Origin of the sequence: Ideonella azotifigens, assembly GCF_021043325.1 — a bacterium.
In the GTDB taxonomy this organism is placed as follows: domain Bacteria; phylum Pseudomonadota; class Gammaproteobacteria; order Burkholderiales; family Burkholderiaceae_C; genus Ideonella; species Ideonella azotifigens.
Genome location: NZ_JAJNKD010000008.1, coordinates 97,214 through 117,502, shown reverse-complemented (window position 1 = coordinate 117,502; position 20,289 = coordinate 97,214). Strand labels below are relative to the sequence as shown.

The following is a 20,289-nucleotide window of genomic DNA, read 5'->3' as shown; positions in this document are numbered from 1 at the left end:
CGCAGGAGCAAGCAGCATGAACGTCAAGAGATTCACCGCGCGCACGTCGCGCGAGGCCTTCGCCCTGGTGCGCCAGGCCTTTGGCGAAGACGCGGTTGTGCTGTCCACCAAACCCTGCGCCGAAGGCATGGAAGTGCTGGCCATGGCGCCGGACTCGGTCGAGCAGCTGGAGCGTGTCTCCAGCCAGGCCGCCGCGCCGGCTGCTGGCCGCCCGGCCGCCCGTGAATCGCTGGCTGCGCGCGCCGAGCGCCTGCAGGCCGAGCGTGCCGCGCCCGGCCGCCGCCTGGCCGACCGCCTGCCGCCGCCGGCTGCCGAACCTTCGCCGATGGAACACGACCTGAGCGCTGGCGTGAACGACGACGTCGAACAGCTGGCGATGAGCACGCTGTCCTTCCAGGACTATGTGCGCGACCGCATGCTGCGCCGCCGCCAGGCCGCGATCGACAGCAGCGCCGAGCCGCAACACGAACCGCCGGCGCCCGCGCCGCAACCGCAAGCCATGGCCCGCGCCCAGGCACCCATCCAGCAGCCGCAGCGCGCCCCGGCGCCCACCGCAGCCATGCTGGCCCAGGCCCCCACGCTGTCGGCCCGCATGTCGGTGCCGGCACCCACGGCACCGGTGCGCCGCGGCCCGGTGCGCCGCCAGCCCGATCACCTGGGCATGGACATTCCCACGCTGGGCGAGCCGGTCGGCCAGCAACGCGACCAGATCGACATGGTTAACGAGCTGCGCTCGATGAAGGGCCTGATCGAAGAACGCTTCGGCACGCTGGCCTTCATGGAAAAGCTGCAGCGCGAGCCACGCCAGGCCGTGCTGTCGCAAAAGCTGATGGACTGCGGCTTCACGCCCGGCCTGACGCGCAAGCTGGTTGAGTCCCTGCCTGCCGGCACCAGCGACGAACTGACCTGGGCCACCACCGTGCTGGAGCGCAACCTGCTGACTGGTGAGCAAGAGCCGGCCCTGGAAGAGCAGGGCGGCGTGTTCGCGATGATCGGCTCCACCGGCGTGGGCAAGACTACCACCACCGCCAAGCTGGCCGCCGCCTTTGCCACCGCGCATGGCGCCAACCACCTCGGCCTGATCACGCTGGACGCTTACCGTGTTGGCGCCCACGAGCAGCTGCGCGCCTATGGCCGCATCCTCGGCGTGCCCGTCCACACCGCCCATGACCGCGCTTCGCTGGAAGACCTGCTGGACCTGCTGTCGGGCAAGAAGATGGTCCTGATCGACACCGCCGGCATGGCCCAGCGCGACGCGCGCTGCCGCGAACTGCTGGAAATGCTGCAGCACCGTTCCATCCAGCGCCTGCTGGTGGTGGACGCTTCGTCGCAAGGCGAAACCATCGACGACGTGATGACCGCCTGGCGCGCCGCGCAGTGCAAGGGCGTGATCCTCTCCAAGCTCGACGAGGCCGTGAAGCTGGCCCCCGCGCTGGACGCCGTGATCCGCCACCGCATGAAGGTGCTGGGCGTGGCCAACGGCCAGCGTGTGCCCGAAGACTGGCACCGCCTGTCGGCCAACGCGCTGATGCACCGCGCGATGCGCGGCGGCGGCAGCGCGGCCTACCGGATCGATGCCAACGACGTGCAGCTGGTCTTCTCGGCCCTGCACCGCCCGGCCGCCGCGCCCGGTGCCGCGCCGATGCAGCGCCTGTAACCCCAGTGAATGCCAGTAGCCGTATGAACGCCTTCACCTCCAACGCTTCCACCACCGCCGACCAGGCCGATGGCCTGCGCCGCCTCTTTGCCGGCCAGCAGGTGCAGATCGTGCCGGTCGTCGCCAACCCGCATGTCGACATGGCCGCCGTGATGCTGGAGCGCCTCAGCCTGGCCTTTGCCGAGCTGGGTGCCCATGCCCTGGTGCTGGACGCCGCAGACAGCTCGCCGCTGCCCAACGAGCTGGTCGACATGGACCTGCCGTCCTGCATTGAACGCCTGGGCGACAGCGTTTCCTACCTGGCCGCCCGCGGCCTTCCGCGCCGCCATGTCAACAGCCGCGGCTCCAGCGAAGCTTGGCTGGCGGCGGTGGAACAGGCCGCACCGTTTGCCCACGTCATCATCGTGCACGCCGAGGCGCGCGACCTGTGCCGCCTGCTGGGTGCGCGCGAGGTCTGCCCCATCCTGATGGCCGGCCTCGAATCGGTCAGCCTCACCGAGGCCTATGCCGCGATGAAGCTGCTGTCGCAGCGCCTGGGGCTGATGGCTTTTGACCTGCTGGTCGGCATGGCCTCGCGGCCGCGCCGCGCCGAGCGCGTGGCCGACCGCCTGTCCAGCTGCGCCGACAACTTCCTGGCCGCCGCAATGCGCAACTGGGCTGCGGTCGACCGTGACATTGCCCTGAACAAGCCCGCCTCGCCCGAGTTGTCCCAGCTGGCGGAAGACCAGTTGACTGGCCTGGCCGCGCCTTCCTCCTTCGCCCCCAGCCCGGCACTTGCCGGCCAGGGCGCCTCACTTTCCCTGGATTGATAGACGGAGACTGCATTCATGTACACCGCCACCGGCCGTCTCGACGCCAATGCGTTGCTCAAGCAGTACAGCCCTCTGGTGCGCCGCCTCGCGCACCAGATGATTGCCAAGCTGCCTGCCAACGTCGAGATCGACGACCTGATACAGGTCGGCATGATCGGACTGAACGATGCGCTGGGCCGCTTCGACGTGGGCCAGGGCGTGCAGTTCGAGACCTTCGCCACCCAGCGCATCCGCGGCGCCATGCTCGACGAGCTGCGCGGCACCGACTGGATGAGTCGTGGCAACCGCCGCCAGCAGCGCGAGATCGAAGCTGCCGTGCATCGCCTCGAACAGCAGCTGGGCCGCCCGCCGCAGGAAAGCGAAATCGCCAAGGAAATGGGCGTCTCGCTGGACGCCTACCAGGACACGCTGACCAAGGTGCGCGGCACCCAGCTGGTCTACCTGGAAGACATGTCGGGCGACGAAGGCGGCGACGAATACCTCGACCGCCACGTGGCCGACGCGGAAGCCAACCCGCTGGCCATGCTGCAGGACCACCGCATGCGCGAGGCCCTGGTCGAAGCCATCAAGAACCTGCCCGAGCGCGAACAGTACGTGATGAGCATGTACTACGAGCACGACATGAACCTGAAGGAAATCGCCGCCGTGCTCGGCGTCACCGAGTCCCGCGTCTGCCAGCTGCACAGCCAGTCCATCGCCCGCCTGCGGGTCAAGCTGCGCGCCTGGTAAGCCCCCGTTTTTCCGGCCGTGCCTTGCGCACGGCCATCCCCGTCGAAAGAGCCGTTGTTGGGAACCAGTGGCACAACCACCAGGCAGTGCCTCGGCACTCTGATGTTGGCAGTCTCAACCCACCCCGGGTTGATCGCATTGTTTTCGTGTTGACTCCTCCTCCGACTTGCGAAAAGTCGTTAGAGCCCCGCGCTGATGTCCGGCCCGGGGCTTTCTTTTTGGGCGGCCCGTGTCGCGTGCCTACCGCGACAGCCAGCGCGACAGCAGTCGGGTATAGCGCGGCATGACCAGGTAGGTCATCAGGAACACGGTGGCGCTGGAGACGGCCAGGTTGCCGGCCAGGCGGCCCCAGGGTGTGGGCCAGCCGTGGACCAGGGGACCGATCAGCAGGCCGAGCACGGTGGTCAGCGGATAGATCACCGAGAGCGTGGCCAGCGCCTGCTTCGCGCGGCGTGGCGCAGGCATGGCGGCGCGCGGCTCGAACCAGAATTCCAGCCCGGTGACGGTCTTCACTTCCTCCGGGCCGGTCAGCATGGGCTCGGCTTCTCGGAGCAGCGCCTGGCGCGCCTCTGAGCGAAACCAGTCGTCGGCATGGGCGATGGTGTCGAACTGGATGGTGATGGTGTAGAGCGTCTCGCCGGGCGACGGCGGAATGACGTGGGCGCCTCTGTGGCCGGGAAAGCGGGCGGCGACCAGGATGATGCGGTGCAGCCAGGCCTCATAGTCGCCGCGCCGCGCGGGGTCCACACGCTGGCGGATCACCGCGGTGATCATTTCGGCCTGAGGCAGTTCGCTGGCCACGATCTGAAGCAGGTCTGCAGAGCGCAGTTCCGGGCGTCTTTCATCGGTGGCATGTGCCGGGGGAATGCGAGCGCTGTCCATGCCGCACTGTGGGCGCAAAAGGCCCGGCCTGGCTTCGGCCAAATGGCCGATGCAGCCCTCCCCACTGCGGTGGATTTGCGCAAGAAGTGGCCAGCGCCCGCCTCAGGCTCTCAGCGGTCGTCTTCCCGAGCGGCAGCCTGGCCGGCAGCGAACCCGCGCGGAGAGACGCCGAAGCGCTGCTTGAACAGCCGGGAGAAGTGCGAGGCGTCGTTGAAGCCCCAGCGCAAGGCCACCGCCAGGACGCCCGGATGGCCGGGTCTGCGCAGGTCGCTGGCGCTGCGCTGCAGGCGCAGCTCCCGGATCAGGCTGCTGACGGACAGCGGCGCCTCCTCGAACAGGCCGTAGAGCGTGCGGCGGGAAACCCGGAAGCGCGCGGCAAGCTGGTCCGGCCCGAGCTGTGGCTCCATCAGGTGGTCGGCAATGTAGGTCTCGACCGCCTGGCGGAAGGCTGCGCGCACCGGCAGCCGGTCCTGTTCCTGGGCCTCCAGCGTCGCGCCCAGCGCGGTGGTGATGATGCCGTTGAGCGCGGCGCTGAGCCCGTCCTGCGCGCTGATGCTGGTGGCGGCGCCCACCTGTTCCAGCGAACGGGCGAAGCGGGCTGCGACCAGGCCCAGCCCGGTCTGTCCGCTGACGCAGCGTGCAGTCGCCTGGCGCGGTGCCGCGAGCCGGGACACAAGCTGGTTCCTGGGGATGCGGAACGACAGCACGCGCCAGTCCTCACGGAAGTCGAGGAAATACGGCCGCGTGCTGTCCACGATGGAGAAGTCGCCAGGCGATACCAGCGTTTCCTGGCCATCCTGGCGAACCACGCACGAGCCTTCCAACTGGAAGTTCGCGAAGCAGAACTCGACCGGATTGCGGCGGATCTCGTCCCAGCGGCGCTGGACGAACTGGCTGCGTGAGAACACGTGGGTCTGCATGCTCAGCGAGAGCGGGCTGGAACTGGCCTCGCCGGTGAAATCGGGCCCTGGGTCGCTTTGCTTGAGGACGGGATTGAGCGAAACAAAGGCCTGGCAGAGGACCTCGCGCCAGTAGCTGAATCGCTCGTGCTGCGCACAGGCTTCGGTGGTCCAGACCCGCTGCATTTCTGGCTACTCCGCGGGCACACGCGCGGCCCATGTCAGGCGCGGGCGCCGCTCGGCGGTGGCGCGGCATGGCATGCCGTTCAAGCGCGTCATGTGGGTGCTCGCTTTGCACAGATCGTCAACTGGCCTTGCACGAAAAGACAACTCATGGCGTGACGGGCTTGCAGCGTGTGCCCATGCTGTGCACGAGGCGCGCGCAGGCTGCGTCATCTCGGTGCAGCCTTTTCGCACGCCGGTGCGGTGGCAGGTGGCGCAGGCCCGGATCCAGGCGCCTGCGGACCGAAAAGATGCAAGGTCCGGGCCAGAGCACGGAGGCCATCGCGTGCCGGCGGTGGCGCGAACGGGCGTGCCCGCGCCTTGGCGAGAGCGGTGGAGGGCGGCGCTGCCGTGCTTGCGCGAATCATCAATTGGGCCTGCATGGACTGGCGAGATGACAGCAGACCCCCTGCCTACGATCCATCGTCGCTTTCCCCAACCCCCGCAAGAAAGGTCGTTTCGCATGGCTATCGATTTCCAGCTCTCCGAGGCGCAGCAGGGCCTGCAAATGGGCGCGCGTGCGTTCGGTGCCGAGGTCCTGCGCAAGGTCGCGGCCACCATCGCCCCGATCCCCCGGCCCGAGGACCGGTTTTACGCCACGCGCCCGTTCTACAAGGCCATGGCCGACGCTGGTTTCGTCAAGGCGCTGCTGCCGGCCTCGATCGGCGGCACGGCGCTCAGCACGCTGGACTTCGCTTTGGCAGCCGAAGAGCTCGCCGCCGTCGATGTCAATGTGCCGACCACCCTGCTGGGCACCGGCCTGGGACTGCATGCGGTGCTGCATCACGGCACCGAGGCGCAGAAGCAGCGCTTCCTGCCGGACTTCGCCGAGGACGGCTCGCGCCTGGCCGCACTGGCATTCACCGAAGTCACCGGCGGGGCCAACTACGACAACCCCGACCCGTCCGTTGGCGTGCAGACCTTTGCCCGGCGCGAAGGCGACGAATGGGTCATCAATGGCGCCAAGCACTACACCACCAACGGCACCGGCTGGGATGGCAAGGGCGCGCACTTGTACAGCGTCATCTGCCGCACCGACCCGGCCCTTTCGCCGCAGGATTCACTGGCGGTCATCATGGTGCCGGGCGGCACGCCGGGCATCGAGATCGTGGGCATTCTCGACACCGTGGGCCACCGCGCGACGATCTCGCCGCGCATCCACTTCAACAACGTGCGCGTGCCGGCCGCCAACATCGTGGGCAAGCCCGGCGACGGCATCGCCATGGTGGAGGGCGCCTTCGCATGGACAGCGGCGCTGATCGGCGCGGCCTGCGTGGGCGTGATGCGCGCGGCCTTCGACGTGGCGTTGAAATTCGCCCGCAGCGACAAGCGTTCCGGCACGGTGCCGGTGATCGAGCACCAGAACGTCGGCTTCATGCTGGCCGACATCAAGATGCGCATCGAGGCCGCGCGCTACCTGACCTGGAAAGCCTGCCACCAGCTCGACCTCACCGAGGGCCGCAGCCGGGAGCTGGCCATCATCACCAAGGTGCACTGCTCGGAGCTGTGCGTGCAGGCGGTGTACGACACCATGCGCGTGGTCGGCGTGGACGCCTACACCGACATGCACCCGCTGGCCGGCCTGATGCAGGACGCGCTGTGCTTCCCGCTTTACGACGGCGGCAACATGGGCGTGCGCCGCCGCCAGCTGCATGCGCTGCTGCGCTCGCCGGACTACAACCCCATGGCCTCGGCCGAGGCGCTTGGATGAGGCCTGCCGCCGCTTGATTGTTCGACCGTCTGACCGTTTGACCGTTTGACATCGCCGAGGGTCACGCCGATGAAGCTCCAATACTCTACCGAGATCGTTGACGCGCCCAGGCGCTTCGACTACTGGAACGAGGTCGTCTGCCGCCATTGCCTGCTGGCGGACAGCAAGTCGCTCAAGGAGAGGCCGTTCGACGGCAAATTGCATGTCGGAGCGGCGGGCACCGTGGGTGTCAGCATCATGTCCGCCCCTTGGCATCACTGGCGGCGGGACGCGCACCACATCCGCATCCGGCCGGACGACGACCTGTGGTTGGCGTACATGGTCAGTGGCGAAGCCCGCATCAGCCAGGACGGACGCCAGGCGCATCTGCGCAGCGGCGACATGGCCCTGTACGACGCGACGCGGCCTTTCGAGTTCGACATGGCGCCGGAGAAGGTGTGCGTGGTGCGCCTGCCGCGCAAGTCCATGCTCAGCCGCGTGCCCTGCGCAGACCGCATGACGGCCCAACTGATCGACCCCCGGCGGCCGGGGGGTGCCGCTGTGCGTTCGATGATCGAGGAAGCCGCGCGCACCGAATTCTCCGATGCGGATGCTGCTGCCCGCTACGGAAGTGCGCTGCTGGATGTGCTTTCGCTGCACCTGGACATGCCGTCGGACGCGAGGACCGTGGTCAGGGAACGGGATCTCTACGCGCGCCTGGTGGCCCATATCCGCGAGAACTTCGCGGACACCGGCTTGACGCTGCAATCGCTGGCGCAAACGCACCACGTGTGCGAGCGCACCGTCGCGCGCGCCTTTGCGCGCCACGGCCAGACCCCCATGGAAGTCCTGCGCCGGGCGCGCCTGCAGGCCAGCCATCGCGCGCTGGCTGAAAGACAGGCCGACAGCGTGACGACGGCAGCCTTGAGCTGCGGCTTCACCGACCTGTCCCACTTCAGCCGCGTGTTCCGTGTGGCTTACGGCTACACCCCGCAGAGCCTGCTGTCGCATTGAGCTTGGCGGCGACCGCCGCTGCGTGCTTCGACAGGTCGCGTTGCGCATCAGGCACGCGCCCGGTGCCGTGAAACCGACAGCCCCGCAGCTTGTCATTCCTCGTCAAGCGCATGTCCTTCTGAAGCAAGCGCCGGCACCCGGTTTGGCCAACCATGGCATCCACCCGCTGCACGAAAGCGAGCGGGGCCTGTGGCCCCTCCCGCCTTCGATGTGTGCGTCCTTCATCTTTCGTTTTCAGTTTCCGGATCGGCTGGCCGACCGGAACCAGGAGCAGGCATACATGGCCATCGACCGTCCCACGACCGAGCAGCTTGCGGCGCTTGCAAGCCGTCTTCACATGCGGCTCACGCCCGAGGAGGCCAGCGAGTACCTGGCGCTGATGCAGCCCAGCTTCGACGCCTACGACCTGATCGACGAACTGCCCGACGAAGTGCCCGAGCTGCGCTATCCGCGCGCCGCCGGCCATCGCCCCAGCGGTGACATGAACCGCTACAACGCCTGGGCCTGCAAGACCGAGGTGAAGGGTGCACCCGCGGGCAAGCTGGCCGGCCGCACGGTGGTGCTCAAGGACAACATTGCGCTGGCAGGCGTGCCGATGATGAACGGGTCTTCGACGCTCGAAGGCTTCGTCCCGGCCTATGACGCCACCGTGGCCACCCGGCTGCTGGACGCGGGCGCCACCATCGTCGGCAAGGCGACCTGCGAGCATTTCTGCCTTTCGGGTGGCAGCCACACTTCGGATCCCGCGCCGGTGCACAACCCGCGCCGCCATGGCCATTCGTCGGGCGGTTCATCTTCCGGCAGCGCCGTGCTGGTGGCCGCTGGCGAGGTGGACCTGGCGGTGGGCGGCGACCAGGGCGGCTCGGTCCGCATTCCCGCGGCGTGGTGTGGCATCTACGGCCTCAAGCCAACGCACGGGCTGGTGCCCTACACCGGGATCATGCCCATCGAGTCCACCCTGGACCACACCGGTCCGATGACCGCCAACGTGCGCGACAACGCGCTGATGCTGGAGGTCATGGCGGGGGCCGACGGGCTCGATCCGCGCCAGGCGGCGCCCAAGGTCGATGCCTATACCGAGGCGCTGGGGCGCGGCGCCGATGGCCTGCGCATCGGCATCCTCAGCGAAGGCTTCCAGCTCGCCAACCTGGACCCGCGGGTGGCCGACAAGGTGCGCAATGCCATCGCCAGGTTCGAGGGCCTGGGCGCGCGCGTCGAAGAGGTCTCGGTGCCGGCCCACGGCCTGGCCGGCGCGCTGTGGAGCCCCATCGGTTGCGAGGGGCTGACCATGCAGATGATGCACGGCAACGGCATGGGCTTCAACTGGAAGGGCCAGTACGACGTGGCGCTGCTGGACCGGCACACCGGCTGGCGCGAGCAGGCCGATGCCTTGTCGGCCTCGCTCAAGGTCTGCATGTTCGTCGGCCAGTACGGCCTGGAGCGCTACAACGGGCGCTACTACGCCAAGGCGCAGAACATCGCGCGCCGCGCCCGGGCCGGTTACGACCAGGCGCTGGCGCAGTACGACCTGCTGGTCATGCCGACGGTGCCGTTCGCCGCCCAGCCGCATCCCGAGCCCGGCTGCTCGATCACCGAGTACGCGGCGAGGGCGCTGGAAATGATAGGCAACACCGCGCCGCAGGACATCACCGGCCATCCCGCCATGACCCTGCCTTGCGGCCTGGTCGACGGGTTGCCGATCGGTTTGATGCTGGTGGGCCGCCACCACGCAGAAAGCACGATCTACCAGGCCGCCGCAGCCTTCGAAGTCAGCGTCGACTGGCAGACGCTCTGACGCTGTTTCGTTTCCCTTCCTTCCCGGATTCATCGCGCACAGAAAGGCCCAACCATGAGCTCTCCCCCCGACCATGACCATGACCACACGCAGCCGCCGGATGCGATGGCCTTGCGCGTCAAGGCACTCGAGTCCCTGCTGACGGAGAAGGGCCTGATCGATCCGGCCGCGCTGGACGCGCTGATCGACACCTATGAGCACAAGATCGGCCCCCGTAACGGGGCGCAGGTGGTCGCCAAGGCCTGGAGCGACCCCGCGTACAAGGCGCGCCTGCTGAGCGGCGCCACCGAGGCCATTGCCGAACTGGGCTTCTCGGGCGTGCAGGGCGAGGACATGGTGGTGGTCGAGAACACCCCGCAGGTCCACAACGTGACCGTGTGCACGCTGTGCTCCTGCTACCCCTGGCCCACCCTGGGCCTGCCGCCGGTCTGGTACAAGGCCGCGCCCTACCGGTCACGCATCGTGATCGATCCGCGCGGCGTCCTGGCTGAGTTCGGTCTGAGCATCGCTGACGACAGGGAGGTTCGCGTCTGGGACAGCAGCGCCGAGTTGCGCTACCTCGTGCTGCCGGAACGCCCGGCCGACACCGAGGGCTGGAGCGAGGCGCAACTGGCCGAACTGGTCACGCGCGACTCGATGATCGGCACTGGCCTGGCCAGGCAGCCTGCCGCTGTTTGAACCCTTCCACGACAAGGAGCACAGCATGAATGGCATTCACGACCTGGGCGGCATGCACGGCATGGGTCCCATCGATCCGCCGCAGGACGACCCCCGGTTCCATCACGAATGGGAGCGACGGACCTTCCCCCTCTTTGCCTCGTTGTACGTGGGCGGGCATTTCAACGTGGACGAGTTTCGCCACGCCATCGAGCGCATGGCGCCGGTGCATTACCTGGACGGCAGCTACTACGAGCATTGGCTGCACGCCTTCGAAACGCTGCTGATGGAGAAGGGCATGATCACCGCCGCCGAGTTGCGCGGCGAGGCCCGTCCTGCCAAGCCATCCGTGCCGCCGCCGGTGCTGACCGTCGACATGGTTCAGCCGGTGGTGCTGGGCGGCGCCTCTGCGCGGGCCAAGGAGGACGTGCCGGGCCGCTTCCACGCAGGAGACCGGGTCCGGACCCAGAACCTGAACCCGCTCACGCACACGCGGCTGCCACGCTATGCGCGCGGGAAGGTCGGCACCGTCGAGATCGTCCACGGCGCTTTCGCGACACCGGACACCATGGCACATGGACAGGGCGAGCAACCCCAGCAGGTGTACGCCGTGCGCTTCACCGCGAAGGAACTGTGGGGCGTGAACCGGCCCGACAGCGTGTGCATCGACCTGTGGGACAGCTACCTGGAGGCCGCATGAACACCGGCATTGACAGCGGCCTCGATGTCACGGCCTCGCGGCTGGACGGGGAGGGCCCAGCGTTCGACAAGCCCTGGCAGGCCGAGGCATTCGGCCTCGTCGTCAAGCTGCACCAGGCCGGGCTCTTCCCATGGGCTGATTGGGTGCGGATCTTCAGCGAAGAGATCAAGGCCGCGCCGGCCCTGCCTGGTGAGAGCGTCAACGACGCCTATTACCGCCAGTGGGTTCCGGCGATGGAGCGGCTGGTCGCCTCCCTGGGCCTGGCTGCGGAAGACGATATCGCTCGCCGTGCCTCGGAGTGGCGGCTGGCCTACCTCCATACGCCCCACGGACAGCCGGTGTCATTGGTCAACGCGAGTTGCCCTCCGGCCCATGCGCATGAGCACACACCTCGACGAGTGCCGGTGGCCGTCAGCCTGGCCTGCGCGGGCTGAAAACCGCGGTCCAAGCCCCTTTCGCTTTCTCACCTTCGTTCATCACTGAAGCCGCCGACGCGGTGGCAAAGGAAACATCATGCACATCGAACCTGGCCTGGTAGATGCCGGAAAAATCGGCCTGAGCTATGTCACTGCGGCAGGGGCGGGCGCCTACGCCCTGCATCTGGCCGCAGCCGCGCTGCGCCAGCGTGGTGCCCTCTCGCTGCTGGGACGCACTGCCGTCACGACGGCCCTGGTGTTCTGCTTCTTCGAAGTGCTGCCGCACCAGTCCGTCGGTGTCTCCGAGGTCCATCTCATCCTCGGCTCGACGCTGCTGCTGCTGTTCGGTGCCGCACCGGCAGCCATCGGCCTTGCGCTTGGCCTGCTGCTGCAGGGCCTGTTCTTCGCGCCGTTCGACTTGCCGCAATACGGCATGAACGTCACGACCCTGCTCGTTCCGCTGTTCGCCATCTCGGCCCTGGCCCGTCGCATCGTCAAGCCCGACACGCCGTACGTCGACCTGCGCTACCGGCGGGCGCTCGCGCTGTCCACCGTCTACCAGGCGGGCATCGTCGGCTGGGTGGCCTTCTGGGCCGTCTATGGCCGAGGCCTTACGCTGGAGAACCTGGCGACGATTGCCACTTTCGGCAGTGCCTACATGACGGTGATCCTGGTCGAACCCTTGGTTGACCTGGCCGTGCTGGCCATCGCCAAGCGCGCTGCACGCCTGCAAGGCACGCCGATGTTCGAGCACCGGCTTCACCACGCCGAGGCGCTCTGAAGTTCCCCGCTTGGCCGAACCTGCTTCGGCAAGTTCGGCCCCCCACAGGAGTTGCATGATGACCCCCGCATTCCCCCGCGGCGGCCGCAGGAGCGGCCAGCCGTCGCAAGCCAGGCCCGGTCTGCCGTTGCCCCGCAGCAAGAAGGTGCAGTCCCTGATGGGCCTGCTGATGTTGGGCCTGCTGATGTCGGCCCTGGCGCCGATGACCGCGCAGGCCGTCGACGTGGACGCCGGCGATTTCGTCCCGGCGCCGGAAGGCACCACGACCGGGCTGCTGTACCTGCAGCATGCCGAGCGCAACAGCCTCTACGCGCATGGAAGCCAGGCGGTGAGCGACCCGCTGCTGGTCTCGGACGTCGGCATCGCCAGGCTGGTGCATTACACAAGCATCGGCGGGCTGACCGTCGCCCCCCAGATCCTGCTGCCCTTCGGCCGGCTCGACGCCGGCCGCGCCACCGAGGCACTGGGCAAGACCAGCGGCCTGGGCGACGTCATCCTGGCCGCGCCCGTGTGGCTGGTCAACGATGCCGCGTCTCCCACTTACCTCGCCATCGCGCCCTATCTGTTCCTGCCCACGGGCAGCTACGACAGCGGCCGCTCGCTCAACCTGGGCGAGAACCGCTGGAAGTTCGACCTGCAGGTGGGCTTCGTCAAAGGGCTCACGGACAAGTGGTCCGTCGACTTGACCGGGGATGTGATGTTCCACGGCAAGAACAACGATTTCGGCGCCACCAGCGCCACGCTCGAACAGAAGCCGCTCTACCAGGGGCAGGCCTATCTGCGCTACCAGTTCGCGCCGGGACTCAACGGCTTCGTCGGCCTGTCGCAGACCTGGGGCGGGGAGGATCGGGTGAACGGCGTGGACAGCGATGACCAGGCGCAACAGCGCAAGCTCAGCCTGGGCGGCAGCTATTTCATCCGCCCGACCACGCAACTGCTCGTTTCCCTCGGGCGGGACCTCAAGGTGGAGAACGGCTTCAAGGAAAACGCCCGCGTCAACCTGCGGCTGCTGCAGGTCTTCTGACGCGTCTTTGCGGGGGCGGCAGGCGCTCGTCCCCGCGAGCGCAGCTCAGCCCGCCTTCTTGTCCCAGGCGTCGCACCAGCCGGCAGCCGCCACGTCCTTGTCGATGAACAGTCCGCAGCCGCCATCGGTATCGCCCGGCGCGCCGGCGTAGAGGCTGCAGTTGGCGCAGGTCTGGCCGGGGACGTATTTGGGCACCTTGGCGCGGTCGACCTTGCTCGCGTCGCGCTTGTAGTGGATCTCGACCGCGGTGGGGTCGTCTTCCTGCAGGTGACTGAGTTGCTGCGCGGCGGCCGGGCCGGCGCGCAGCGTGGCGGCTGCGGTGAAGGCCGCGAGCGTGCCAAGCGGCACCCGGGCCAGGGCCTCGCGGCGGTTCATGTCAGACCGGCACCGGCGTGAAGCCGGCATCTTCGATCGCGGCCTGCAGGGCCTGCAGCGGTGCGCTGCCGGTTTCGATCTCCACGCGGTGCTGCGCCAGGTCCACCTGCACCTTGGCCTGCGCATCCACCGCCTGCACGGCGCGGGTCACGCTGGCCACGCAGTGGCCGCAGGTCATGTCCTTGACTTCGAATGCCACCATGGTGGGCTCCTTTGATGTGGATGAAGAAAGTGGCGGGATCATCCGCCTATGCTGCGCCAACTTTGAAGCTTCCGGCAGTGGCAAGGTCAAGCCTGAGATTCTCAAAACCCTTCTGGGTCAATAGAGGGCCGCTTGACCTTGCCACGGTTGGAATCCTGAGAATCGACACCAACTGCCTGACCTGTGCATGATCCATTTTCTCCCCGGAGCCACTGAATGACCACCGCCACCGTCTCGTCCGCCAAGGCCCCGCCCCAGGGGCTGGTCCAGCTCGACGTGACGGGCATGAGCTGCGCCTCCTGCGTGGCGCGGGTCGAGAAGGCCTTGCTGAAGGTGCCGGGCGTGGCGTCGGCTTCGGTGAACCTGGCGACCGAGCGGGCCTCGGTGCAGGCCTTGCCCAGCGTGCCGGTGGCGGCGCTGGCGGCTGCGGTGGAGAAGGCGGGCTACGGTGCCAGCGTGGTGCCGGAGACGCCCGCGCCTTTGCCGGCTGCGTCTGCCTGGCCCAGTTGGTGGCCGGTGGCGGTCGGCGCGCTGCTGACGCTGCCGCTGGTCACGCCCATGCTGCTGGAACTGTTCGGCCTGCACTGGATGCTGGGCGGCGCCTGGCAGCTGGCGCTGGCCACGCCCGTGCAGTTTGGGCTGGGCGCGCGCTTCTACCGTGCCGGCTGGAAGGCGCTGCGGGCGGGGGCCGGCAACATGGACCTGCTGGTGGCGCTGGGCACCTCGGCGGCCTACGGGCTGTCGGTCTATGAACTGGCTCGCCACGGCGGCCACGGCATGGCGCACCTGTACTTCGAGTCTTCGGCGGCCGTCATCACGCTGGTGCTGCTGGGCAAGTGGCTGGAAGCCCGCGCCAAGCGGCAGACGGCCGACGCGATCCGCGCGCTGAACGCGCTGCGGCCCAGCACGGCCCGCGTGCGGCGCGGCGGGCAGGAGCTGTCGCTGCCGGTGGCGCAGGTGCTCGTGGGTGACCTGGTGGTCGTGAAGCCCGGCGAGCGGGTGCCGGTGGACGGCAAGGTCACCGAAGGCCACAGCCACCTGGACGAATCGCTGCTGACCGGCGAAAGCCTGCCGGTGGCCAAGGGCGTGGGCGAGCATGTGACTGGCGGCGCGATCAACGGCGAAGGCCTGCTGCTGGTGCTCACGCAAGCCGTGGGCGCCGAGACCACATTGGCCCGCATCATCCGCATGGTCGAGTCCGCCCAGGCCGCCAAGGCCCCGATCCAGCGCATCGTCGACCAGGTCAGCGCCGTCTTCGTGCCGGTGGTGCTGGGCATTGCCTTGCTCACGCTGCTGGGCTGGGCCGGCGCCACCGGTGACTGGGAGCGTGCGCTGATCAACGCAGTGGCGGTGCTGGTCATTGCCTGCCCCTGCGCGCTGGGCCTGGCCACGCCCACCGCCATCATGGCCGGCACCGGTGTGGCCGCGCGCCAGGGCATCCTGATCAAGGACGCCGAGGCGCTCGAAGTGGCGCATGGCGTCACCACCGTGGTCTTCGACAAGACCGGCACCTTGACGGCCGGCAAGCCCACGCTGGTGGCCGCCGTGCCTGTGCCGGGCGGCTCGCGCGACGAACTGCTGCGCCTGGCCGCCGCGCTGCAGCTGACCAGCGACCACCCGCTGGCTCGCGCCGTGCTGGACGCTGCGCCGAAATCATTGCCCGCCGCGCAAGCCGCCCGCGCGCTGCCTGGCCGCGGGCTGGAGGCCACCGTCGAAGGCCAGTTGCTGGCGCTGGGCAGCAGCCGGCTGTTGCAGGAGCGTGGCCTGGTGCCTGGCGCGCTTTCCGCCGAGGCGGCGCAATTCGCGAAGGACGGCCGCACGTTGTCCTGGCTGATGGCCCAGGAACCGGCAGGCGGCGCGCGCCTGCTTGGGCTGCTGGCCTTTGGCGACACGCTCAAGCCCGAGGCCAGGCAGGCCGTGCAGCGCCTGCATGCGCTGGGCCTGAAGACCTTGCTGCTGACGGGCGACAACGCTGGCAGCGCGCAGGCCGTGGCGCAGGTGCTGGGCATTCGCGAAGTGCGCGCCGAGGTGCTGCCTGGCGACAAGGCCGCCGTCATCGAAGCCCTGCGTGCGGCTGGCGAGCATGTGGCGATGGTGGGCGACGGCATCAACGACGCCCCCGCGCTGGCCGCGGCCGACGTGGGCATGGCCATGGGCACCGGCACCGACGTGGCGATGGAAGCCGCCGGCATCACGCTGATGCGTGGCGACACCCGGCTGGTGGCAGACGCCATCGACGTTTCGCGCCGCACCTACGCCAAGATCCGCCAGGGCCTGTTCTGGGCCTTTGCCTACAACGTGCTGGGCATTCCGCTGGCCGCGGCCGGCCTGCTCAGCCCGGTGATTGCCGGCGCAGCGATGGCCTTCAGCAGTGTCAGCGTGGTCAGCAATGCGCTGCTGCTGCGGCGCTGGCGCGGCGCGGCCGATGAGCTTCCCGAATGAACCCGCGAACCCAGGAGCGCGCATGTCCCCACCCATGAACATCGGCGAGGCCGCCAAGGCCTCCGGCGTCTCGGCCAAGATGATCCGCCACTACGAAAGCGTGGGCCTGTTCCCCGAGGCCAGCCGCACCGAGGCCGGCTACCGGCAGTACAGCGAGAAGGACATCGCCACGCTGCGCTTCGTGCGCCAGTCCCGCGACCTGGGCTTCTCCATCGAGCAGATCCGCGAGCTGCTGGGCCTGTGGCAAAACCGCCGCCGGCCCAGCCGCCAGGTCAAGGCCCTGGCCGAGGCACATTTGCAGGAGCTCGATCAGAAGCTGCAGGAACTGCAGGCCATGAAGTCCACGCTGCAGCACCTGGTGCACTGCTGCCACGGCGACGACCGGCCAGACTGCCCCATCCTCGACAACCTGGCCCAGGGCGAGCCGGTGGCCGTGGCGCACGGTCCGCGCAGCGGTTTGAGGCCGGGCAAGGCATCTGCATGAATGCCCCGATTCCCGTGGCCAGGGGCTTGACCTCCCCACCCGGAAAGGCCTGATACTGCGGGCGTGAAGACGCTTCGCTTCTACCGACTGTGCCGACTTTGCCTGCTGATGCTGCTGGCTGTGCTGCTGCCCCTGCGCGGCGCGGTGGCTGCGGCCATGCTGTGCCCGGGCGGCCAGGCAGCGCAGCTGCAGCTGTCGGCCGTGCCTGCGGGCATGACCATGCATGACCATGCGCACATGCAGGCGCATGAGGCACAGACCGGGCAGGCGCATCACGCACAGGCCTCTGGCGAGCTCGCCAAGTGCAACACCTGCTGCGACTTCTGCGCGATGACGCCGCTGCCGGCCACCGAGCCGCTGCTGCCAGTGGCGCAGGCGCTGGCCACCGTGCGCTACCCGCACCTGTTGGCGCCCGCGCCGAGCTTTGTCTCGGGCGGGCAAGAGCGGCCGCCCAGAGCGACCGGCTGAAGCGGCCTTTCGGGCCGATGGCACCCGTTTCGTTTTGACGGGTGAAGCTCGCCCGCGCTGGTCGCGGGTGCTGGCTGGCGGCCTGCGGGCTTGCCGGCGCCTTGCGCACTGCATCCATGTTCATATCTTTTTTCCCCGTTCGCAGCACCGCGGCGCTGGCCGCGCTGGCCGTGCTCGGTGGCTGTGCCTCGTTTTCACCAGACGGCGGCTTCGGCGACGTTGCCCGGCTGACCCAGGCCCGCAGCGGCCAGGTGCCGCGCTGGCAGCGCACGCCGGCCGACGAAGCCGCCGCGCAAACCCGCGTCACCGAACTGTTGCAACAGCCGCTCAGCGCTGAGGCCGCAGTCGAGCTGGCGCTGCTGCACAACCGCGGCCTGCAGGCCCGCTTTGCCGAGCTGGGCCTCGCCGAGGCTGAGCGCGTGCAGGCCGGCCGCCTGGCCAACCCCGCGCTGCGCTACGGCCGCATGAGCGGCGGCGGCGTGACCGAGATCGACAGCGCGGTGCTGTTCAACCTGCTGGGCCTGTTGACGCTGCCGCTGGCGAGCGAACTCGGCCAGCAGCACTTCAAGCAGGCCAAGCTGCAAGCGGCGAGCGACGCCGTGGCCGTGGCCACCCAGGCCCGGCGCGCGTTCTTCAACGCGGTGGCCGCGCAGGCCTTGGTCGCCTACGCCCAGCAGGTCAAGTTGGCTGCCGAAGCCTCGCGCGAGCTGGCCACCCGCATGCAGCAGGCCGGCAACTTCAACAAGCTCGCGCAGATGCGCCAGCAGTCCTTCGATGCGGATGCCACCGCGCAGCTGCTGCGCGCCCAGCACCGCGCGGTCGCCGAGCGTGAACAGCTGGTGAAGGCACTGGGCCTGTCCAGCGAAGAACTTGGCAAGCTGCAACTGCCCGAGCGCCTGCCCGACTTGCCAGCCCAGCCGGCTGCGCTGGTGCAAGCCGAGCAGGCCGCGATGGACCGGCGCCTGGACGTGCTGCAGGCTCGCCGCAGCGCCGAAGCCACGGCGCGCCAGCTGGGCCTCACCCAGCGCACCGGCTTCGTCAACCTGCTGGACCCGAACCTCACGCTGGCCCGCCACGGCCAGACCGGCGAGGCCACGCGGCGCGGCTTCGAGCTGGAACTCACGCTGCCGCTGTTCGACTTCGGCGCCGGTGGCAGCCCGGCTGCGGTGCAGGCCGAGCTGCAGTACGGCCAGGCCGTGCACCACGCGGCCGAGGTGGCGGTGAATGCCCGCTCCGAAGTGCGCGAGTCCAGCTCGGCTTACCTCACGGCTCACGCGCTGGCGCGCCACTACCGCGATGAAGTGCTGCCGCTGCAGCAGCGCATCGCCGACGAGAACCAGCTTCGCTACAACGGCATGCTGCTCAGCGTCTTCGAGCTGCTGGCCGACGCGCGCGAACAGATCACCAGCGTCACCGGCTACACCGAAGCGCTGCGCGACTTCTGGCTCGCCGACGCCGACCTGCAACAAGCCCTGGCCGGCCCGCTGCCGCAGCCTGGCCAGTGAAAGCAATCCCCATGACTTCTTCCCGCCGACATTTCCTGCGCGCCGCCGGCGCCACCGCCGTGGGCGCCGCAGCCGTCAGCCGCGCCGCCGTGGCTGCGGTCCCCGAAGCCACCGAAGCACCGTCTGCTGCCACCCAGCCGCCACCGCTGCCGCCGAGCGGCCGGCCGTTCAACCCGGTCGTCACGCTCAACGGCTGGTCCTTGCCCTGGCGCATGAAGAACAACGTCAAGGAATTCCACCTGGTGGCCGAGCCGGTGGTGCGAGAACTCGCGCCTGGCATGAAGGCCAGGCTGTGGGGCTACAACGGCACCAGCCCTGGTCCGACCATTGAGGCCGTCGAAGGCGACCGCGTGCGTATCTTCGTCACCAACCGCCTGCCCGAACCCACCAGCACGCACTGGCACGGCCTGATCATCCCTTCGGGCATGGACGGCGTGACCGGCCTCACACAGCCTGCCATCGCCCCCGGCAAGACCTATGTCTACGAGTTCGTGATGAACCATTCAGGTACCTACATGTACCACCCGCATGCAGACGAAATGCTGCAGATGGCCATGGGCATGATGGGCCTCATCATCGTGCACCCGAAAGACCCGCGCCAGCACCGCGTGGACCGCGACTTCGCCTTCCTGCTGGCTGCCTACGACATCCAGCCCGGCGCCGCCACGCCCAGCGTCAACACCATGCTGGACTTCAACCTCTGGACCTGGAACAGCCGCGTCTTCCCGGGCATCGACCCGCTGGTCGCCCGCACCGGCGACCGCGTGCGCATCCGCGTCGGCAACCTGACAATGACCAACCACCCGATGCACCTGCACGGCCACCGCTTCGAGGTCACCGGCACCGACGGCGGCTGGGTGCCACCCTCGGCCCGCTGGCCGGAAGTGACGACCGACGTGGCCGTCGGCCAGATGCGCGCGCTGGAGTTCAACGCCGTGGCCGGCGACTGGTCGCTGCACTGCCACAAGTCCCACCACACGATGAACGCGATGGGCCACGACGTGCCCACGATGATCGGCGTGGACCAGCGCGCCGCCACCGAAAAGATCATCCGCCTGCTGCCCGACTACATGCAGATGGGCGACAAAGGCATGCACGAGATGAGCGAAATGGAAATGCCGCTGCCCGACAACACCCTGCCCATGATGACCGGCCAAGGCCCCTTCGGCGCCATCGGCATGGGCGGCATGTTCAGCGTCCTCAAGGTCCGCGACGACCAGAAGCCCGGCGACTACCGCGACCCTGGCTGGTTCAAACATGCAGCCGGCACACAGGCCAGGGAATACACCGGTGAGCTGCCAGTGCCGGTGCGCGGTGCGGCGCCGCAGGCGGAGGCCAACCTGCCCGAAGCACGCAAGCCCATGGAACATGGCGGGCATGAAGGGCACATGGGCCACGACATGGGGCATTGAGCTGCAGGCGCATCGTGCGCGGTGCCGGGGGCCTGCCGGGGCCGGTCTATGATGCGCCGCTCGGCCACGCCGGCCACGATTACCCTCGTGCGTAGGCGTCCGCAGCGTCCAGTCAACTCCTAC

20 protein-coding genes are annotated in these 20,289 nt (G+C 68.7%); 16 read left to right on the top strand and 4 right to left on the bottom strand.

What is annotated here, in order from left to right; all coding sequences use genetic code 11:
* The first annotated feature begins 16 nt into the window (after positions 1-16).
* From flhF to LRH25_RS17825, 3 genes are read left to right on the top strand one after another with little or no spacing between them, the layout of a single operon-like run.
* Complete coding sequence (gene flhF / locus LRH25_RS17835; RefSeq protein WP_231011858.1) at positions 17-1,657, top strand: flagellar biosynthesis GTPase FlhF; 1,641 nt, start codon at positions 17-19, stop codon at positions 1,655-1,657.
* Between the two features lie 23 nt (positions 1,658-1,680).
* The gene (locus LRH25_RS17830; RefSeq protein ID WP_141286915.1) at positions 1,681-2,466 is read left to right on the top strand and encodes a P-loop NTPase family protein; all 786 of its coding nucleotides are present in this window, start codon (positions 1,681-1,683) and stop codon (positions 2,464-2,466) included.
* 18 nt (positions 2,467-2,484) lie between these two features.
* On the top strand, positions 2,485-3,198 hold the full coding sequence (locus tag LRH25_RS17825) for an RNA polymerase sigma factor FliA (RefSeq protein ID WP_141286913.1): 714 nt from the start codon (positions 2,485-2,487) through the stop codon (positions 3,196-3,198).
* A gap of 240 nt (positions 3,199-3,438) precedes the next feature.
* On the opposite strand, the gene LRH25_RS17820 is transcribed toward LRH25_RS17825, so the two are convergent.
* A complete protein-coding gene (locus LRH25_RS17820) occupies positions 3,439-4,080 on the bottom strand; it encodes an antibiotic biosynthesis monooxygenase (RefSeq protein ID WP_141286912.1) in 642 nt (213 codons plus the stop codon).
* A 110-nt stretch (positions 4,081-4,190) separates the two neighbouring features.
* On the bottom strand, positions 4,191-5,165 hold the full coding sequence (locus tag LRH25_RS17815) for an AraC-like ligand-binding domain-containing protein (protein WP_141286910.1): 975 nt from the start codon (positions 5,163-5,165) through the stop codon (positions 4,191-4,193).
* 499 nt (positions 5,166-5,664) lie between these two features.
* Between LRH25_RS17815 and LRH25_RS17810 the strand changes: the two genes are divergently transcribed.
* The 8 genes from LRH25_RS17810 to LRH25_RS17775 all read left to right on the top strand — a co-directional run bounded on the left by LRH25_RS17810 (position 5,665) and on the right by LRH25_RS17775 (position 13,278).
* Complete coding sequence (locus LRH25_RS17810) at positions 5,665-6,912, top strand: acyl-CoA dehydrogenase family protein (RefSeq protein ID WP_141286909.1); 1,248 nt, start codon at positions 5,665-5,667, stop codon at positions 6,910-6,912.
* A gap of 69 nt (positions 6,913-6,981) precedes the next feature.
* Positions 6,982-7,905: an AraC-like ligand-binding domain-containing protein gene (locus tag LRH25_RS17805; protein ID WP_141286907.1), complete on the top strand. Its 924-nt coding sequence runs from the start codon at positions 6,982-6,984 to the stop codon at positions 7,903-7,905.
* 280 nt (positions 7,906-8,185) lie between these two features.
* Positions 8,186-9,700, top strand: coding sequence for an amidase (locus LRH25_RS17800; RefSeq protein WP_141286905.1), 1,515 nt, complete (start codon positions 8,186-8,188; stop codon positions 9,698-9,700).
* Positions 9,701-9,754: 54 nt separating this feature from the next.
* Positions 9,755-10,378: a nitrile hydratase subunit alpha gene (gene nthA, locus LRH25_RS17795; protein WP_141286903.1), complete on the top strand. Its 624-nt coding sequence runs from the start codon at positions 9,755-9,757 to the stop codon at positions 10,376-10,378.
* A 25-nt stretch (positions 10,379-10,403) separates the two neighbouring features.
* Positions 10,404-11,057 carry a nitrile hydratase subunit beta gene (nthB, locus tag LRH25_RS17790; protein ID WP_141286902.1) on the top strand — a complete coding sequence of 218 codons (654 nt, stop codon included), beginning with the start codon at positions 10,404-10,406 and terminating at the stop codon, positions 11,055-11,057.
* The gene (locus LRH25_RS17785; RefSeq protein WP_141286900.1) at positions 11,054-11,491 is read left to right on the top strand and encodes a nitrile hydratase accessory protein; all 438 of its coding nucleotides are present in this window, start codon (positions 11,054-11,056) and stop codon (positions 11,489-11,491) included. The genes nthB and LRH25_RS17785 overlap by 4 nt, the downstream gene beginning before the upstream one ends.
* A gap of 79 nt (positions 11,492-11,570) precedes the next feature.
* The gene (locus tag LRH25_RS17780) at positions 11,571-12,254 is read left to right on the top strand and encodes an energy-coupling factor ABC transporter permease (protein WP_141286899.1); all 684 of its coding nucleotides are present in this window, start codon (positions 11,571-11,573) and stop codon (positions 12,252-12,254) included.
* A 157-nt stretch (positions 12,255-12,411) separates the two neighbouring features.
* Positions 12,412-13,278, top strand: coding sequence for a transporter (locus LRH25_RS17775; protein ID WP_211361341.1), 867 nt, complete (start codon positions 12,412-12,414; stop codon positions 13,276-13,278).
* Positions 13,279-13,323: 45 nt separating this feature from the next.
* Here LRH25_RS17775 and LRH25_RS17770 read toward each other — a convergent pair whose 3' ends face one another.
* Positions 13,324-13,653, bottom strand: coding sequence for a high-potential iron-sulfur protein (locus tag LRH25_RS17770; protein ID WP_231011857.1), 330 nt, complete (start codon positions 13,651-13,653; stop codon positions 13,324-13,326).
* 1 nt (position 13,654) lies between these two features.
* The gene (locus LRH25_RS17765; protein WP_231011856.1) at positions 13,655-13,855 is read right to left on the bottom strand and encodes a heavy-metal-associated domain-containing protein; all 201 of its coding nucleotides are present in this window, start codon (positions 13,853-13,855) and stop codon (positions 13,655-13,657) included.
* Positions 13,856-14,071: 216 nt separating this feature from the next.
* Between LRH25_RS17765 and LRH25_RS17760 the strand changes: the two genes are divergently transcribed.
* The 5 genes from LRH25_RS17760 (at position 14,072) to LRH25_RS17740 (ending at position 20,166) form a co-directional block, all read left to right on the top strand.
* A complete protein-coding gene (locus LRH25_RS17760) occupies positions 14,072-16,297 on the top strand; it encodes a heavy metal translocating P-type ATPase (protein ID WP_310742432.1) in 2,226 nt (741 codons plus the stop codon).
* 22 nt (positions 16,298-16,319) lie between these two features.
* Positions 16,320-16,781 (top strand): Cu(I)-responsive transcriptional regulator, encoded by a 462-nt coding sequence (gene cueR / locus LRH25_RS17755; RefSeq protein WP_310733397.1) that lies wholly within the window; start codon positions 16,320-16,322, stop codon positions 16,779-16,781.
* Positions 16,782-16,844: 63 nt separating this feature from the next.
* The gene (locus LRH25_RS17750; protein ID WP_231011854.1) at positions 16,845-17,249 is read left to right on the top strand and encodes a hypothetical protein; all 405 of its coding nucleotides are present in this window, start codon (positions 16,845-16,847) and stop codon (positions 17,247-17,249) included.
* Positions 17,250-17,365: 116 nt separating this feature from the next.
* On the top strand, positions 17,366-18,754 hold the full coding sequence (locus tag LRH25_RS17745; protein WP_231011852.1) for a TolC family protein: 1,389 nt from the start codon (positions 17,366-17,368) through the stop codon (positions 18,752-18,754).
* An 11-nt stretch (positions 18,755-18,765) separates the two neighbouring features.
* Positions 18,766-20,166, top strand: coding sequence for a multicopper oxidase family protein (locus LRH25_RS17740; RefSeq protein WP_231011851.1), 1,401 nt, complete (start codon positions 18,766-18,768; stop codon positions 20,164-20,166).
* Positions 20,167-20,289 lie beyond the last annotated feature (123 nt).

Bases quoted from the DNA above. Each gene is read 5' to 3' on its own strand.
- LRH25_RS17775 (WP_211361341.1), top strand. From the start codon at position 12,412: ATGGGCCTGCTGATGTTGGGCCTGCTGATGTCGGCCCTGGCGCCGATG.
- LRH25_RS17805 (WP_141286907.1), top strand. From the start codon at position 6,982: ATGAAGCTCCAATACTCTACCGAGATCGTTGACGCGCCCAGGCGCTTC.
- LRH25_RS17760 (WP_310742432.1), top strand. From the start codon at position 14,072: ATGACCACCGCCACCGTCTCGTCCGCCAAGGCCCCGCCCCAGGGGCTG.
- LRH25_RS17770 (WP_231011857.1), bottom strand. From the start codon at position 13,653: ATGAACCGCCGCGAGGCCCTGGCCCGGGTGCCGCTTGGCACGCTCGCG.
- LRH25_RS17815 (WP_141286910.1), bottom strand. From the start codon at position 5,165: ATGCAGCGGGTCTGGACCACCGAAGCCTGTGCGCAGCACGAGCGATTC.
- cueR (WP_310733397.1), top strand. From the start codon at position 16,320: ATGTCCCCACCCATGAACATCGGCGAGGCCGCCAAGGCCTCCGGCGTC.
- LRH25_RS17765 (WP_231011856.1), bottom strand. From the start codon at position 13,855: ATGGTGGCATTCGAAGTCAAGGACATGACCTGCGGCCACTGCGTGGCC.
- LRH25_RS17800 (WP_141286905.1), top strand. From the start codon at position 8,186: ATGGCCATCGACCGTCCCACGACCGAGCAGCTTGCGGCGCTTGCAAGC.
- nthA (WP_141286903.1), top strand. From the start codon at position 9,755: ATGAGCTCTCCCCCCGACCATGACCATGACCACACGCAGCCGCCGGAT.
- LRH25_RS17820 (WP_141286912.1), bottom strand. From the start codon at position 4,080: ATGGACAGCGCTCGCATTCCCCCGGCACATGCCACCGATGAAAGACGC.
- LRH25_RS17740 (WP_231011851.1), top strand. From the start codon at position 18,766: ATGACTTCTTCCCGCCGACATTTCCTGCGCGCCGCCGGCGCCACCGCC.
- nthB (WP_141286902.1), top strand. From the start codon at position 10,404: ATGAATGGCATTCACGACCTGGGCGGCATGCACGGCATGGGTCCCATC.
- flhF (WP_231011858.1), top strand. From the start codon at position 17: ATGAACGTCAAGAGATTCACCGCGCGCACGTCGCGCGAGGCCTTCGCC.
- LRH25_RS17780 (WP_141286899.1), top strand. From the start codon at position 11,571: ATGCACATCGAACCTGGCCTGGTAGATGCCGGAAAAATCGGCCTGAGC.
- LRH25_RS17830 (WP_141286915.1), top strand. From the start codon at position 1,681: ATGAACGCCTTCACCTCCAACGCTTCCACCACCGCCGACCAGGCCGAT.
- LRH25_RS17785 (WP_141286900.1), top strand. From the start codon at position 11,054: ATGAACACCGGCATTGACAGCGGCCTCGATGTCACGGCCTCGCGGCTG.
- LRH25_RS17745 (WP_231011852.1), top strand. From the start codon at position 17,366: ATGTTCATATCTTTTTTCCCCGTTCGCAGCACCGCGGCGCTGGCCGCG.
- LRH25_RS17810 (WP_141286909.1), top strand. From the start codon at position 5,665: ATGGCTATCGATTTCCAGCTCTCCGAGGCGCAGCAGGGCCTGCAAATG.
- LRH25_RS17825 (WP_141286913.1), top strand. From the start codon at position 2,485: ATGTACACCGCCACCGGCCGTCTCGACGCCAATGCGTTGCTCAAGCAG.